Annotated in this window: 13 protein-coding genes and 2 tRNA genes; 8 read left to right on the top strand and 7 right to left on the bottom strand. The window is 53.0% G+C overall.

What is annotated here, in order from left to right; translation table 11 throughout:
• Positions 1-79 precede the first annotated feature (79 nt).
• Positions 80-1,117, top strand: a complete 1,038-nt coding sequence (locus tag HY394_04965; GenBank protein MBI4053359.1) for a hypothetical protein — start codon at positions 80-82, stop codon at positions 1,115-1,117.
• Positions 1,118-1,123: 6 nt separating this feature from the next.
• On the opposite strand, the gene HY394_04960 is transcribed toward HY394_04965, so the two are convergent.
• Positions 1,124-1,441, bottom strand: a complete 318-nt coding sequence (locus HY394_04960; protein MBI4053358.1) for a hypothetical protein — start codon at positions 1,439-1,441, stop codon at positions 1,124-1,126.
• A 3-nt stretch (positions 1,442-1,444) separates the two neighbouring features.
• A complete protein-coding gene (gatD, locus tag HY394_04955; GenBank protein MBI4053357.1) occupies positions 1,445-2,779 on the bottom strand; it encodes a Glu-tRNA(Gln) amidotransferase subunit GatD in 1,335 nt (444 codons plus the stop codon).
• Between the two features lie 63 nt (positions 2,780-2,842).
• Between gatD and HY394_04950 the strand changes: the two genes are divergently transcribed.
• Positions 2,843-3,919 carry a M20/M25/M40 family metallo-hydrolase gene (locus HY394_04950; GenBank protein ID MBI4053356.1) on the top strand — a complete coding sequence of 359 codons (1,077 nt, stop codon included), beginning with the start codon at positions 2,843-2,845 and terminating at the stop codon, positions 3,917-3,919.
• Positions 3,920-3,940: 21 nt separating this feature from the next.
• Here HY394_04950 and HY394_04945 read toward each other — a convergent pair whose 3' ends face one another.
• Together HY394_04945 and HY394_04940 are read right to left on the bottom strand one after the other, a co-directional pair.
• Positions 3,941-5,527 carry a M23 family metallopeptidase gene (locus tag HY394_04945; GenBank protein ID MBI4053355.1) on the bottom strand — a complete coding sequence of 529 codons (1,587 nt, stop codon included), beginning with the start codon at positions 5,525-5,527 and terminating at the stop codon, positions 3,941-3,943.
• A 177-nt stretch (positions 5,528-5,704) separates the two neighbouring features.
• Positions 5,705-7,558 carry an ATP-dependent DNA ligase gene (locus HY394_04940; protein ID MBI4053354.1) on the bottom strand — a complete coding sequence of 618 codons (1,854 nt, stop codon included), beginning with the start codon at positions 7,556-7,558 and terminating at the stop codon, positions 5,705-5,707.
• A 169-nt stretch (positions 7,559-7,727) separates the two neighbouring features.
• Here HY394_04940 and HY394_04935 point away from each other — a divergent pair.
• The 6 genes from HY394_04935 to HY394_04910 all read left to right on the top strand — a co-directional run bounded on the left by HY394_04935 (position 7,728) and on the right by HY394_04910 (position 12,565).
• A tRNA-Pro gene (locus HY394_04935) sits at positions 7,728-7,802 on the top strand.
• A 301-nt stretch (positions 7,803-8,103) separates the two neighbouring features.
• A tRNA-Pro gene (locus HY394_04930) sits at positions 8,104-8,177 on the top strand.
• 44 nt (positions 8,178-8,221) lie between these two features.
• Positions 8,222-9,019 carry a pyrroline-5-carboxylate reductase gene (gene proC, locus HY394_04925; protein ID MBI4053353.1) on the top strand — a complete coding sequence of 266 codons (798 nt, stop codon included), beginning with the start codon at positions 8,222-8,224 and terminating at the stop codon, positions 9,017-9,019.
• On the top strand, positions 9,016-10,269 hold the full coding sequence (locus HY394_04920; protein ID MBI4053352.1) for a glutamate-5-semialdehyde dehydrogenase: 1,254 nt from the start codon (positions 9,016-9,018) through the stop codon (positions 10,267-10,269). The genes proC and HY394_04920 overlap by 4 nt, the downstream gene beginning before the upstream one ends.
• Entirely contained in the window at positions 10,266-11,063 is a 798-nt protein-coding gene (gene proB / locus HY394_04915; protein ID MBI4053351.1) for a glutamate 5-kinase, read from the top strand. Before HY394_04920 ends, proB begins: the two co-directional genes overlap by 4 nt.
• Positions 11,064-11,110: 47 nt before the next feature.
• Positions 11,111-12,565, top strand: a complete 1,455-nt coding sequence (locus HY394_04910) for a proline--tRNA ligase (protein MBI4053350.1) — start codon at positions 11,111-11,113, stop codon at positions 12,563-12,565.
• A 66-nt stretch (positions 12,566-12,631) separates the two neighbouring features.
• Here HY394_04910 and HY394_04905 read toward each other — a convergent pair whose 3' ends face one another.
• From HY394_04905 to HY394_04895, 3 genes are read right to left on the bottom strand one after another with little or no spacing between them, the layout of a single operon-like run.
• Positions 12,632-13,087 (bottom strand): GNAT family N-acetyltransferase, encoded by a 456-nt coding sequence (locus HY394_04905; GenBank protein MBI4053349.1) that lies wholly within the window; start codon positions 13,085-13,087, stop codon positions 12,632-12,634.
• Positions 13,084-13,761, bottom strand: a complete 678-nt coding sequence (locus tag HY394_04900; protein ID MBI4053348.1) for a hypothetical protein — start codon at positions 13,759-13,761, stop codon at positions 13,084-13,086. The genes HY394_04905 and HY394_04900 overlap by 4 nt, the downstream gene beginning before the upstream one ends.
• Positions 13,761-14,321 (bottom strand): hypothetical protein, encoded by a 561-nt coding sequence (locus HY394_04895; protein MBI4053347.1) that lies wholly within the window; start codon positions 14,319-14,321, stop codon positions 13,761-13,763. Before HY394_04895 ends, HY394_04900 begins: the two co-directional genes overlap by 1 nt.
• Positions 14,322-14,393: the final 72 nt, after the last annotated feature.

The following is a 14,393-nucleotide window of genomic DNA, read 5'->3' as shown; positions in this document are numbered from 1 at the left end:
AAAAATTGGCAGGAAAAGCCTTTTAATTGAAACTTGTTTGGGTCGGTTTTTATTAATCTCTTAAGAGTCTATTATTTGCATGAAGCGGCGCAGTGTTGCAAGCCGGGAAGCTGTTGAGGCCAGGGCCTGGAAAATGAACAGGGTTTTCGACCTTGCCCGGGAAGGAAAATCCAGGCCGGAAATCATAGCGGAAACCGGTTTTAACCCGAGTAGCGTTGACCATTATTTAAGCGGATTGAAACGAGGCGTCGTGCCATGGAAGCGCGGAATGTTTGACAATGCCAGCCGTTTGCGCCAGAGGCGGGTTGCCGCGGAAAGAATGGCGCGTGCGGTCGCGATGAGCACAAACGAGCATATGACGCATGTTGAAATAGCCCAAAGGCTTGGTGTGAGTGAGGGGCGTGTCAGCCAGTATCTGTTGGAATCTGGGAATCGCATGAAAGGACAGCGCTCTCCAACTGCAATAACCGGACAGGGCATAGAGCGCGGTCTGCGCAGGGTACGGGTTTTCGAGCAGTTAAAGAACGGGCGGAACGCGGTTGAAACAGCACGGATTCTTGGCGTGTCGGTGCCGGCGGTTGTCTATGATTTAAAACTAATCCGGAAAGCGATCGGGGGCGACAAGTATGATTCATATGTGGCGCCGATTAAGCGAAAGCCCGCAAAACCATTGCCTGAGCTTTCCATGCCCCAGGAACGGGTCAGGGCGGAAACAGTGATGCCGCTTGCCAGAACCGCGCTGAGGGCGTATGGCGGCAGATACTGGGTTCAGCCGGAAATGCTTGATGAAATCGGCAATGATGTTGAGCTGCTGTCTTATCGCATTGCGGCCGCAGCCGACCGGGAAAAGAGCGAGGCAAGCCTGAAGGCATATGTTCGCCAGCGCGTGCAGGGCGCGGTGCTTGACGCGATGAGGGCTGATTTGACGGTGCGGCTTGGCTTGGGCGCTGTCGAGGGAAGAAAGCTTTTTTCACTTATAGCTAAAATGAGGCGGGGCAAGGGATTGGAGCAGGCGGCTGATGAGGCCAAGCTTGACCTTGCCAAGGCAAGGGAACTGCTTGAGGCTTTTGAACGCGAGCAGAGCCAGCTGCCTTATCATGTCGTTGAAAGGGATTGACTTTTTTTACGCGCCCGGCAGCCTTTCCAGGCCCTCGTCGTCCATCACGTCGTCCGGGTCCCAGCGCCTCTTGCCGAGCTTCGCCCAAAGGATTTTCAGCAGGAAGTATGCTGCAATCATCGCCCAAACCGCGTTGAGCACAAGGAAAACGATGTCGCTTTTTTCAAAGGCATACCATGCAAGCAGCTCCGAGCCGGCAAAATTGAGCAGGTTGAAATACACGCCTTTCCTGTGCAATCCTTTCCTGTGCTCCAGAACGAATGCAAGCAGCAGCAGTGCAATGCCGGCAATGCCGATTGCCAGAAGCCTTGTTTCGTCAATCAATTTTCAGTCCCCCGGAAATTGTTCCTCGAATTCCGTCCTGTCTGATATTTCGCCGCGCAGATTTTTGCCGACCAGGGCGGCAACCTCTTTTTTCGGATAATTGCCCAAAAGCCATGCAAGCTTTATGAACGCGGTTTCGGATGTCATGTCCTCCGCCGGAACCACGCCCATGTTCTGCAGGTCAACCGCCTTGTCGTAAACGTGCATATGGACGCGCCCGAAAATGCACTGCGAGGCCATAACGACAACGCAGCCGGATTTGATGAGCTTTTCAAGCGCCTTTTTCACTTCAAGGTTTTTTTTCGCCTGCGGGTTCGGCGCAGCAATCGGGAACTGGCCAAGAGCAAAGCCTTCCAGGATAAGGCCCTTGTATTTTTGCTTCCTGTAAAAGTCTATTTCTTCAGCGAACATGTTGGTGTGCGCCTTCAAAATGCCGGTCTTTTCCTCGAACTTGTCCTTGACAGCGAGCTTTCCGGCACCCTTTTTCGCAAAATTTTTTTCGATGAACTCGACGTTCCTTGACCTGAAGTCGACAAGCGCTATTGGCTTTCCGTTGACCGCCTTGAACGCGTCCCTGCGGGAAGTGTGCATTTTCCTTGTCTTGCATGCAGGCAGGATTGCACAGCTGTCGTCCGACGCGGAGTGGTGCATGCAGATTGCGACTCCCGCAAAATCGGTTTTTGCCATGAATGTTGCGGCGCAGACCAGGTTCATGGCGGCATCGCTTGAGCCCCTGTCCGAACTGCGCTGTGCTCCTACAAGTATGACCGGGACCGGAACGTTTTCCAATGCGAATGCCAATGCGGCCGAGGAATAATGCATCGTGTCAGTGCCATGCGCGATGATGATTCCGTCAACGCCTTTTTTCACTTCCTTTTCGACGGCTTTCGCCATGATTTTGTAATGGTCAAAGCGCATGTCCTCGGACCACATGTTTGAAAGGTGCTCGGATGAAATGTTCGCGATTGCGTGCAGTTCGGAAAACATCGTCAGCAGGTCCTCGGTCTGGAAGCTTGAAAAGACCGCACCCGTCCTGTAGTCCACGCGGCTTGCAATCGTTCCGCCGGTGTGCAGGATTGCGATTCTGGGCAGGCCGGGTTTTTGTGGAAAGCTTTGCGTTTTGGCTTTCGAAACGCTTTTGCCTTCGCCCAGCTTCTTTATCCCGGAAATTTCCTTTGCGATGATGCCTGCATTGTAGCCGCTTGAAAGCTTCAGTTCGAGTATTTCCGGGTTTTTGCTCGGAATGATCGTGCCTTTCAGGACGGTTTTGCCACTGGCTATTTCAACCAGATCGGATTCTTTGAGCCCGTGCTTTTTCAGCAGGTCCTTGACAGCCATCTTGTAAGACTAATTAACCAACTCTTTTAATATAATTTGTCCCTGATTTTTTTTGGTGTCCGGTTGAAAGCATTGCCTTCGGTTGAACTCGCAAAAAAGCTCATTGCATTCAAAACGGTTACCGGGCAGAATGCTCAAATAAAAAAATGCCTTTCCTTCTGCAAGGCATATCTTGGCAGCGGCTTCTATTTCAGAACGTTTTCCTTCAACGGCGTTGAAAGCCTTTACGCCTGCACCGGAAAAACGCTTGCCCCGAAGCTTCTTGTCATCGGGCATGTTGACGTTGTGCCCGCGGAGCCGGAACAGTTCAAGGCTTTCGTGAAAGGCGGAAGGCTTTTCGGCAGGGGTTCAAGCGACATGAAAGGGCAGGCCGCCTGCTGCCTGAACGCTCTCCGGAACGCGGGCAAGGCAAAATCGGTTGCATTGCTTTTGACTTCCGACGAGGAAACAAGCGGCGAGAACGGCGCGAAACGGCTGGCGAAAATATTGAAGCCGGAATTCGTTCTGTCGGTTGACATTTCTCATGCGGCAATAGTGACGAAGCAGAAAGGCGTCATCCGCCTGGTTGTTTCGGCAAAGGGAAAAGCCTGTCACGGCTCGCAGCCCTGGCTCGGCGAAAATGCGATCGAAAGCCTGCTGCTTGCGTTTCCGCGCATCAAAAAGCTGTTCAAAAAAACCTCGGTGAAAGGCGAAAACTGGTTTCCGACCCTCAACCTCGGAATTTTTTCCGGCGGGGAAGCCGCCAACAAGGTGCCGGACAAGGCCAGCATGACGCTGGACATCCGCTACACCGAAAATGACAATCCGCATGAAATCGTGCAAAAAATCCGCGGCGCATTAAAGCCTTTGAAAGGCGTCAATGTTTCGGTTTTCCGCTTCACGCCAAACCTTTCAATTGACGAGGCTGATGAAAGGCTTCTGCTGCTGAAAAAAATCTTTGAAAAGAATGTCGGAAAAAAGGCTTCGTTTGCGAAAGAGCACGGCGCCGGCGACCAGCGCTTTTTTTCCGCGCGCGACTTTCCAGTAGCGGTCTTCGGCTTTGACGGCAAAAACCTGCACGGGAAAGACGAGTTTGCAAGCATCGCGTCCATGAAAAAATTCGAGAAAACGCTTTCAGAGTTTGTAGAAAAAGTTGCCTGACGTTCCCGAAAAGCTTTTTGTTCATTTTGCGCCGCAATTCTGGACCTGCGGGAACAGCACGCACGGGTTCGTGTTGTCGTAATAACCGCCGGGCGCGTTCCTCAGTTCGAAATGCAGGTGCGCCCCCCTGACATTGCCCGTTGCCCCGGACAATCCGATTGTCTGGCCGGCTCTGACAAAATCGCCTTTTTTTACGAGCTGTTCGCTCAAATGCGCGTAAAAAGTGTATTGGCCGTTGCCGTGCTTTATTTTCACATATTTGCCGAACGAGCTGTCTGAAGAAACTTCGGTTATTATGCCGTCGCCCGCCGCGAGAACCGGCGTGCCGCTCGGAACCGAAAAGTCTGCCCCGGTATGGTATCCTGCCGCATAGCGCGCCCTTTTCACGCCGTAGGCAAAGGACACTTTTGCCGCTCCGGCAATCGGCACGACCCACACTTGGCTTGAATTGAACTTTTGTATTTCTTCCGGCGTCGCGTTCTCAGGCAGTTTCGCAAGCTGCTCCGCGTCATAGAACATCTTAATGTCTTCAGGAGTTTCAGTGTAATCCGCCCTGCACAGGCCGTTTTCGAGCCTGGGCATTATCTGCCAGGCATGCCCGGCATCCGCGGAAATTATTTCCGTTTCGGGCAGTTTTTCCTTCCACCTGTCCGCGCATTCGTATGATGCGCTGCATTCGCTGCATTCGAGGTATGACTTGCATTTGCCGGTTTCAATGTCCTCTATCACGTCGGCTTCCTCGGCTTCAACCGCGGCGCATTTGCTCGGCGTCGAGTCGACGACCTGGAAATGGATTTCCTGTTCCCTGAAGCCCGCATCCTCGCCGTCCACCCTGACTTTTACGACGTATTCGCCGGGCTTGCGGCTTCTGATCTGCGCCTGCAGCCGGATCGCCCTCGCTTCATCAGGCAGGATGTTTGCGGTTGTCGTTGCCTGCCCGTCGCTTTTTTCAAGCTTTAACTGGCCGTAAAGCGTTTCTTTCCTGAACAATTCCGCACTGATTTTTGCGAACGGCAGCATTGTCCTGCCGGAATTTTTGACCAGAATCCTGAGTGTCAGGGCTTCCCCCTTGGCGAGGTCGATGAACGGCAGCTTTTTCGGCAGGTTCAAATCCAATTCCACGGAGGATTTCCCTTCATAAAGCCCGCCAAGGTCAAGCGTTGCCTGTTCGATTGAAACATTCAGGTCGATTTGCGCCGGCGTCTGGCCGAGATAGATTTTGCACAAAAAAATTCCGTTTTCAAGGCCGCACCTAGAGCTTGTCCGGATTGCCTTGAATTCGTTGAACGCAACGCTCCGCTCGTCCCATTTAATCCTGCCGCAGGCCTGGCCTTTCGGACAGCAAACCTGCGGATTGTTGCATTCGAATGCAACGCTCCGCTTGTCCGATTCGTAGGTTTTAGCCTGGATTGTTTCATCCGGCTTTATGACCACGTTTTCAACGGTGTTTTCAACGCCAAGCCTCTGCTCTGCAGCAGTCAGCTGCCTTTCAACGACAAGGGTTATCGCCTGGTCCTTGTTGAAAAGCGGTCCGAAGGTTGCGGCAAAAATGCCTAAAAGCGCGGCCGCGGCAATCGCAACCACCACGATTTTCAAAGTGTCTGCCATGCGATAAAATTAGTCTGCCGCATTATTTAAGCTTTCGCGGAAACCTTTGGAAACCCAAGCAGAATCGAAGATTCTGCTGGTTTCGCAAAACTGAAGGTTTTGCAAAAAGGTTTGCGAAACAGCTTTAGCGGAAACCTTTGGAAAAGGTTTGCGAAACAGCTTTAGCGGAAACAAATTTCAGCCCTGCCTTTCATCCAACTGCACGTGCTTCTGCTGCCCGAACAAGCCGACTATTTCCTTGGTGGTTGTTGCTTCCTCCGGTTTCTTGTCCAGGCGGATTGAAATCAGGCGCGGAAACCGCAGGGCAAGGCCTTCGCCGGACTCCTTTTTCGCGCATTCATGGACAGGGCTTTTCGTTATTTCGTCGGCGACGAGTTCAATCACGATTTTCGGCGAAACCCAGACGTCAGGCTCAAGCCCGGATTTGACGCGCGCAGGCTTTTTGCTTTCCCTGAGTTTGCTGAGCATTTTTTCCAGTTCGACAAGCTGTTCTTCCGTCATGCCCGTGCCGATTTTCGCAATGCTTTCAAAGCAGTCGTCCTTCTTGTTGTAAACCGCGGAAAGCAGGGCGCCGAGGCCGAACTGCGTCCTCTTGCCTTTTCCCTTGTAATAACCTATTATCACGGCATCAATCGAATCCGTCAGTTCGCCCCTGTAGGAGCGCTTCAGCTTTATCCACGCAAACTTTCTCGCGCCCGCAATGTACCTTGCATGCAGGTCCTTGGCAATTATTCCTTCAAGCCCCTTTTCCACGCACAGATTGAAGAATGCCTCGATCTTTTCCGCGTCATCGGTTTCAATGCTTTGTGTCAGTTCGATTGTGCCGCCTTTCGCGATTATGGATGCAAGCTTTTTGCGGCGCTCAATGAATGGAAGTTCCATTGTGTTTTTGCCGTCAACCATCATCACGTCAAACGCAAACAATCTCAAAGGAAACTCTTTCGCCTTTTCCTCGACACCGTATTTGCGCTTGCGCTGGATGGTGACCTGGAACGGAAGGTATTCCCCTGTTTCCTCGTTGTATGCAAGGGCCTCGCCCTCGAAAATCGCCTCTTTAGCCTTGACCTGCTTTTTCACGGCTTCGACGATTTCTGGAAACATGTGCGTCATGTTTTCCTGGCTACGCGAAAAAATTGTCACATTATCCGCGTCTTTGTGCACTTGGAAGCGGAAACCGTCAATCTTTCCCTCCACGGCGCACCTGCCGAGCTTTTTGACGATTTCTTCCGCGCTCGGCAGCCGTTCCGCCAGGGTGGGGCGGATGGGAACGCCGGGCGTGATTTTGATTTTTTCCAGTCCTGCAAGGCCGTGCTCTTTCAGAACTTTGGCGATGTTCCCGATGTCCGGGTGCACGTTGAATTTTTCCTCGATTTTTTCGCGCACGAAAAACTTTATTTTTCGGTCCAGTTCCTCGTCCCTTTTCTCCTCTTTCTTTTCCTTCAGTTCGGCTTCGAATTTTGCCAGAAGCTTTTTGTCCTTTTTTATTTCCGGAATGAACGTGATTGCAAACGCGTCCATGAGCGTCGGCTCGCCCGTGCCCAGGCGCAGGTTTCCGATTGGAATGCGCGCAATGAATTTGGCTTCAAGCGGAGTCGAACTGTTGAACAATTCCGCGAGCAGCTTGAGTTTGAGTTCCTGGCTGCCTTTTCCCTCCGAACCGGCAATGCGTTTCAGGTTTTCGAAAACCTTTGAAACGGACAGCTTTTCGGAGAAAAGGCTTCTCTGCCTTTTTTTTGCAAGGCAGTGCTCCGCTACAAGGCCGAGGTCGCCTTTTTCCCTGTAAAGCTTTTCCACTTCTTCCCGGGGAAAGCCGCTTGCCTTTGCTATGGCTTCCTGCACGAGCCTGTCGCCAAGGCCGATTTCCCTTGTGTTATAGTCCGGGCCGAGCCTTGCCTGTGAAAGGTAAACAATCTTGTCCACGTCTTCGGCTTTCGCTTCGGAAAACGTTTCCGCCAGGATGGCGGTCATTTCGAGGCGCGAGGAAACCTTCTCCAGCCTTTCAAACATTTCCGCGGCCTTTTCAAAGCGCATAACAAATGAATTGCCCAAACCAAGCTTTAAATACTTTTCCCGGCAAAAGCTTGCTTATGAACTGCCAAAGTGAGCGACTTCCAGTCGTGCACGCAAACCTTTGCTGATTTTCGGAGTTTTTGGCAGCCATCAGATTTTTCGGCTTGCTTTAGCCATTCGGGCGCTTTTCGGGGCTGTAGTCTAGCCTGGTCCAGGATACCAGCTTTGGGAGTTGGCGACCCCGGTTCAAATCCGGGCAGCCCCAACGCGCTTTCGGGCGCGTGTGCCGAAACCAAGGCGTGCCGCCGATGCGACACGCCGAGTAGGCCAGTATTAAATGTTTCAGGGGCGTGCGAGGGGGCGGAGCCCCCTGCGTTTGAAGCCGGCAGCCCCAACGCGCCTGCTCGCGCGTGTGGAGCCTTGTGGTATCGCATTGCGATACCACGCGTGCAGGGTTTTTGTAGGGTGCGTGATGAGTCAAATTAACAGCGCAGATGGGTACAGCGCGCAGCGGTGTACCCGTCGTCGGACCAGCCGGACGAAATCGGCTGCGGACGTGTCGGCGAGGGGGAGTAGTATAGCCTGGTCAGTATACTGCCTTGGGGTGGCAGCGACAGGAGTTCGAATCTCCTCTCTCCCATGCATGCAAAAAAATAAAAGCAATGGAATGCAAAGTGTTGTGCGATGAAGATCGGTTTCATTGGCGCGGGAAAAATGGCTGAGGCCCTGGCGAAAGGCTTTGTTGCCGGCAAGCGGTGCCATGCCAAGGACATTCTTGCCAGCGACGTGGACGCGAAAAGGCTTGGCGCGTTCAAGAAAGCAGTGAAGTGCAATGCGGTTTCGTCGAACGTTGAGCTTGCAGGAAAATCGTCTGTCGTGGTTTTATCGGTCAAGCCGCAGAACCTTGCCGGAGTCCTGGATGAAATTTCCGGGGCGGTTTCCGGAAAGCATCTTGTCATTTCGATTTGCGCGGGCAAAGGCATTGCGTTCATCGAGCCGAGGCTTTCCGGTGCGCGTGTCGTGCGCGTCATGCCGAACGTGAACTGCCTTGTGCAGGAGATGGCGGCAGCTTATTCGCTTGGGGGAAAGGCCACGGTGAAAGACAGGAAGCTTGTCGAATTCCTGTTCGGCAGCTGCGGGAAAATCGTCGAGGTTGCCGAGGAAAAAATTGACGCGGTCACGGCTTTGTCCGGAAGCGGCCCCGCTTTTTTCGCGTTTGCAATGCAGGCGTTCTGCGAGGCCGCGGTTGAATCCGGCCTGTCCGAGAATGAGGCGCGGCTGCTTGCAGGGCAGACAATGCTTGGCACAGGCAGAATCCTGCTTGAAAAGAATCTGTCCGCCGGTGATTTGATTGCAATGGTTGCAAGCAGGGGCGGAACGACCGAGGCCGGATTGAAGGTTTTGCAGGATGCGGGCGTGCGTGAAAAGCTGAGGGAAGCGGTTTTTGCGGCTGTCAGGCGTTCCAGGGAGCTGGGAGAATGACGTTCGGAAAAATTGCGCGTGCCGCGAGAAAAGCGGCTTTTGCCTTGGCCCAGGCGTCAACGGAACAAAAAAACAGCGCGCTCAAGGCAGTTGCGCGTGCGTTGCGGGAAAATGAAAAGGCGATTCTTGCGGCCAACTCACTGGATGTCAGGGCTGCGCGAAAGCGGGGCGATTCGAATTCCCTGGTTGACAGGCTGTCTCTGGACGAAAAGAGGGTTGCGGCGATTGCGGATTCAATCAATGACATCGTTGTCCTGCCGGACCCGGTCGGGGAAGTTTTGGAGGATTACTCGCAGAAAGGCGGCCTGCACATCAGAAAGGTGCGCGTGCCTTTGGGTGTGATTGGCATGATTTTTGAGGCGAGGCCGAACGTTGCGGTTGATGCGGCGGTGCTGTGCCTGAAATCCGGGAACGCGGTCATTCTGCGCGGCTCGTCTTCGACGATAAATTCGAACAGGAAAATCGTTGAAGTGATGCGCAAGGCAATCTCTTCAGCCGGCCTGCCTGACGGCAGCGTGCAATTGTTCGGCGAGGCCGGGCATGGGGCGGTAAAAAAAATGTTCGACGCGCGCGGCATGGTTGATTTGATTATTCCGCGTGGCGGAGCAAAGCTCATCAGCTTTGTCGTCGAAAATTCGCGTGTGCCCGTAATTGAAACCGGTTCCGGAATATGCCATGTTTTCGTCGACGAAAGCGCGGACACTGCTTCGGCTGTCAGGATTTGCGTGAATGCGAAGACGCAGAGGCCCTCGGTCTGCAACGCCATGGAATCACTGCTTGTGCACGAAAAAATTGCCCGGTCTTTCCTGCCCGTTGCTGCGAAGGCATTGCTGGAAAAAGGCGTTGAACTGCGCGTTGACAAAAAATCTTTGGCGTTGCTTAAGGGCCTTGCCGGAGTGAAGGCTGCGAAGGCGAAGGATTACGATACCGAATTCCTGGACCTGATTCTTGCCGTCAGGCAGGTCGGAAGCGTTGACGAGGCGATTGCGCACATCAATGCGCATGGCACGCACCATTCGGATTCGATTGTTTCAGGGGACGAAAAAAATATCCGCAAATTCCTGGCCAACGTTGATTCGGCGGCGGTTTACGCCAACGCAAGCACGCGTTTCACTGACGGCGGCGTTTTCGGCCTGGGCGCGGAGATGGGCATCTCGACTCAGAAGCTGCATTGCAGGGGGCCGTTTGCGCTGAAGGAGTTGACTTCTGTGAAGTTTATAGTTGAAGGCCACGGCCAGGTGAGGGAATGACTGTGCGCAAGTTTAACGATTTTGCGGGCGCAAGGCTTGTCGTGCTCAAGCTTGGCACGCAGGTTGCGGTCGAGAACGGCTCATTCAATTTTTCTTTTGCGGAGGGCCTTGCGCAGACCATTGCGGAGCAGAGTGCCAATGGCAGGAAATTCGTCATTGTTTCAAGCGGCGCAATCGGTTTGGGCGCGCAGGAGCTTGGCCTGAACGGAAAGCCCATGCCCGTTCCATTGCAGCAGGCGGTTGCGGCGGTGGGCCAGAAAATCCTGATGCGCGAATTCGGCAAGGCGTTTTCAAAGCCGGGGCTTAAAATAGCGCAGATCCTGCTTACCCAGCACAACTTTGACAACCGGAAAGCTTTGAAAAACCTGAAAAACACTTTCGGGGAGCTTCTCAGGCTCGGCGTAGTGCCGGTCGTAAACGAAAATGACGCCGTGGCTGTCGAAGAGCTTGCATCGAAAAAGGCTTTTTCCGACAACGACGTTTTGTCCGCGCTCGTGGCAGTGCACCTGAAAGCTGATTTGCTTGTAATTTTCACGAATGTGGATGGCCTGTATGACAAGAATCCCTTGACGAACGGCGACGCGAAAATCATTCCAGTGGTTTCCGACATTTCAAAAGTCGGGGCATCGCTGAAAGGGAAATCCGCTTTGGGCAGGGGCGGCTTTGAAACCAAAATGCAGGCCGCGAAAATCGTTTTAAAAAAGGGGATTCCCCTAATCATTACGAAAGGCGAAACCGGCGCGCTTGGAAAAATTTTTTCTGGCAGGCAGAACGGAACGCTTTTCCTGAAGTGATTGGAATGGCTGGAAAGGAAAAAATCCACGGCAACGATGCAAAAGCCATGGCGGGCGGCAAGGCTTCTGAGAACGCTAAAAACACCGAGGGCATGACCGTAAAAAAGTCCGAAAACTTTTCGGACTGGTACAACGAGGTCGTGCTCAAGGCCGAGCTTGCGGATTACGCGCCGGTAGCCGGCTTCATGATTGTGAGGCCGCGCGCTTACATGGTGTGGCAGAAAATTCAGGACCGATTCAACGCAGTCATCCAGGCAAAAGGCGTTTTGAACGCGTACTTTCCCTTGCTGATTCCGGAATCGTTTTTTTCAAAGGAAGCCGAGCACGCGGAAGGCTTTGCCCCCGAGCTTGCGTGGGTCGAGGGAAAGGAAGGCTCGGGTGAAAGGGTTGCGATCAGGCCGACGTCCGAAACCATAATGTACGACGCATATTCCAAGTGGATTCGCTCGTGGCGCGATTTGCCCCTGCGCCTCAACCAGTGGTGCAACATTCTGCGCTGGGAGGTCAAGCAGACAAAGCTTTTCCTGCGCACAAGGGAATTCCTGTGGCAGGAAGGCCACTGCGTCTACGAAACAGAGGAAGAGTGCGTGAAGGAAGCTCTGATGTTTTTGGAGGAATACCGGGAATTGTGCGGGCAACTGCTTGCAATTCCCGTCATTACCGGCGAAAAAACCGAGTCGGAGAAATTTGCGGGCGCAAAGCAGACTTTCACTATCGAGGCGCTGATGCCTGACGGGAAGGCGTTGCAGATGGGCACCTCGCACAATCTCGGGCAGAATTTTGCAAGGGCGTTCGGCATTTCATTTCTCGGAAAGGACAAGGAAAGCCATTTTGCCTGGCAGAATTCGTGGGGCTTCACAACAAGGCTGATTGGCGCAACCATAATGGTGCACTCCGACGACAAGGGCCTTGTGCTTCCGCCAAATGTTGCGTTCAACAAGTGCGTCATTGTGCCCATTTATTTCGACACGGACAAGGAAAAGGTTCTGGCGGCGGCGAAGGAGCTTGAAAAAAAGCTCGCATCGCTCAACCCGGTTCTTGACGACCGCGAAGGCTATTCGCCGGGATGGAAATTCAACGAATGGGAGCTGAAGGGGATTCCTTTGCGCATTGAAATCGGCCCCAAGGACATGGCAAAAAAGCAGGCGGTCATTGTCCGGCGCGACACGGGCAAAAAAGAGTTTGTCAGCGTCTCCGCCATCGCCGCGGAAGCGGAAAAAGCGCTTGCTGAAATGCAGGAATGCCTGCTCAAAAACGCGCAAAGGTTTTTGAAGGAAAACACCTGCGAAGCGTCATCGCACCCCGAACTTGTGAAGGCGCTTGAAGCAAAAAAAATGGTTCTGGCGCCATTCTGCATGTCAAGGGATTGCGAGGAAAAAATCAAGGCGGAAACAACCGCGTCAAGCCGCTGCGTCCCATTCGGCCAAAAGCCTTCCGGCGGAAAGTGCGTTGTGTGCGGAAAGCGCGCGGAAAAAAAGGCGTATTTTGCGAAAAGCTATTGACCCCTTTTGGCTTGGGCAATTTTTTTGGCAAATGCGTTTCAGAATCCCTTGTTCTGCTATTGCCGCTTAGTTTGCAATCGCGGGCCGGCTGAGTTCGAGTTCCATGCGCTCCACGGTTGAATTTTCTATTTTGCTGTCGTGGAATCCCGCAAACCTGAACCCCACGCGGCTGTAAATGCTTTTTGCCACGGCATTCTCCCTTTTGACTAGCAAAAAAACCTTTTCAACATCCGATTTTTTAAGTTCGGCGATTGTGAGGCCAAGCAGCCGTTTTCCAAGGTTTTTTCCCCTGAGCTTTTCGTCAATGCTTATGGCGTTCAGCCTTGCGTAGCCATCCGGGAAAAACTCTATTTCGGAAAAGCCCGCAAGCCGTTTGTCGAGGGACAACCTGAACATGGTGAGCGTTGAATCCGACAGGCGCTTTTCAAGCTTTTTCAGGTCGAAGCCCGTGTATGCGAAATCCTTTTCCACCATCCGCAGGATTTCCTGCAGATCCTCTTTCCTTGCCTTTCCGAAAATCATTTTGCACCAGCCACAAACTTTTCTATTTCCGGCGTCGTAACTGCGCAGCCGTTGAATTTCACGGCAAACAATGCGGCTTCAAGGCCCTGCCGCGACTGCTCCAGTTCCGGCTGGAACAGGCCGCGCCTGAAAGCCATTGCCACAAGCTCGGTTGACCTAACAATGGTTATGCCGGAAAACATTTCGCGCAGCTCGTCGAGTTTCTGCCAGTCGGCGCTGAGCCTGACGCCGTGCCTTTTTTCCATCAGGGACTTCAGGCCTTTCGGGTCTTCGACAAGCATCCTCGCGGTCCTTTCGTCTATGGCAAGCGCCTTCGCCTTCCTTTTAAGGATCAGCGACAGGCTTTCAATCTCCCCAAGCTGGATGAGCTCAATAGGATTGCTTCCCGCAAAAAACGAGTTGTTCGCCAGCCCGGCGATTTTTTCGTTCAGGCTGGAAAGGTTCTGCCGGTCGACCTCGAAGACGCCGGAGCCGATGGCACGCCTTATCCGCACGGCGTTGAGCTCGAATTTTTTTATTGCAACCGGCCTTGTGACGGTCTCATATTCGACTCCAGACGGAATGACAAAACCGGCACCAGTGCTTTTTCTGAGCGCGCCGAGGATGTTTATTATGCAGCTGTTCGAAACCGCGATGATTGTGCTTGAATCGAAGACGATTTCCGGTTTTGCCATTATTGTGCACCTGCCAATGCAGTTTCAAGCGAGTCAAGCCTTTCGCCAATGCCGAAAGTTTCGCCTTCCTCGTCATGCATTTTCGTGATGCCGATGTATTCCTGCAATTTGCGCTTGTCACAGCCCGTGAGCTCGGCCGCCCTGCTCAATGACAGCCCCAGCGAATAGGCATCGGACGCAAGCTTGACCCTGGCCCGATCGAAAAGGTTCACCGCAAAATGGCCGAGCCTGGTGTCAATGGCCTCAATGCGCGTTACCGTGAAGTCAAGCTGCCGCACAAACGGCCTGAGGTCCTCGCCTTTCACCGCATACGCCGCGGAGGAAAGGTTTGAAAGAATCTGCTGGCGCGCAATCTTCCATTTAGGGTTCTTCACGACATGCTCCTTGACCGAAAGCTTGTGCAAACAATAGGCGATGAGCGCGATTTCCGCCAAAATCATGTCGTTGGACAGCACGGCCTGGCTCAATGTGCGGTTCGCAATCATCCTGAGCTTGACCTCATTCTTGCGCGCAAACTCTTTCGAAATTTCCTCAACGCGCTTGGCGAGATGCCGTGACATAAAAAGACATTAGGGCTTAAGAGGTATAAAATTGTTTTCAAATTTTCCAAAACCTTGGTTTCGCAAAAAATT

The sequence above is a fragment of the Candidatus Diapherotrites archaeon genome (assembly GCA_016205145.1).
Taxonomy (GTDB): Archaea; Iainarchaeota; Iainarchaeia; order Iainarchaeales; family JACQJH01; genus JACQJH01.
This window is presented reverse-complemented; position numbering and strand designations above follow the sequence as displayed.

Coding starts and splice junctions, on each gene's coding strand:
- HY394_04965 (MBI4053359.1), top strand. CDS start 80: ATGAAGCGGCGCAGTGTTGCAAGCCGGGAAGCTGTTGAGGCCAGGGCC.
- gatD (MBI4053357.1), bottom strand. CDS start 2,779: ATGGCTGTCAAGGACCTGCTGAAAAAGCACGGGCTCAAAGAATCCGAT.
- HY394_04945 (MBI4053355.1), bottom strand. CDS start 5,527: ATGGCAGACACTTTGAAAATCGTGGTGGTTGCGATTGCCGCGGCCGCG.
- HY394_04940 (MBI4053354.1), bottom strand. CDS start 7,558: ATGCGCTTTGAAAAGGCCGCGGAAATGTTTGAAAGGCTGGAGAAGGTT.
- proC (MBI4053353.1), top strand. CDS start 8,222: ATGAAGATCGGTTTCATTGGCGCGGGAAAAATGGCTGAGGCCCTGGCG.
- HY394_04920 (MBI4053352.1), top strand. CDS start 9,016: ATGACGTTCGGAAAAATTGCGCGTGCCGCGAGAAAAGCGGCTTTTGCC.
- proB (MBI4053351.1), top strand. CDS start 10,266: ATGACTGTGCGCAAGTTTAACGATTTTGCGGGCGCAAGGCTTGTCGTG.
- HY394_04910 (MBI4053350.1), top strand. CDS start 11,111: ATGGCGGGCGGCAAGGCTTCTGAGAACGCTAAAAACACCGAGGGCATG.
- HY394_04905 (MBI4053349.1), bottom strand. CDS start 13,087: ATGATTTTCGGAAAGGCAAGGAAAGAGGATCTGCAGGAAATCCTGCGG.
- HY394_04900 (MBI4053348.1), bottom strand. CDS start 13,761: ATGGCAAAACCGGAAATCGTCTTCGATTCAAGCACAATCATCGCGGTT.
- HY394_04895 (MBI4053347.1), bottom strand. CDS start 14,321: ATGTCACGGCATCTCGCCAAGCGCGTTGAGGAAATTTCGAAAGAGTTT.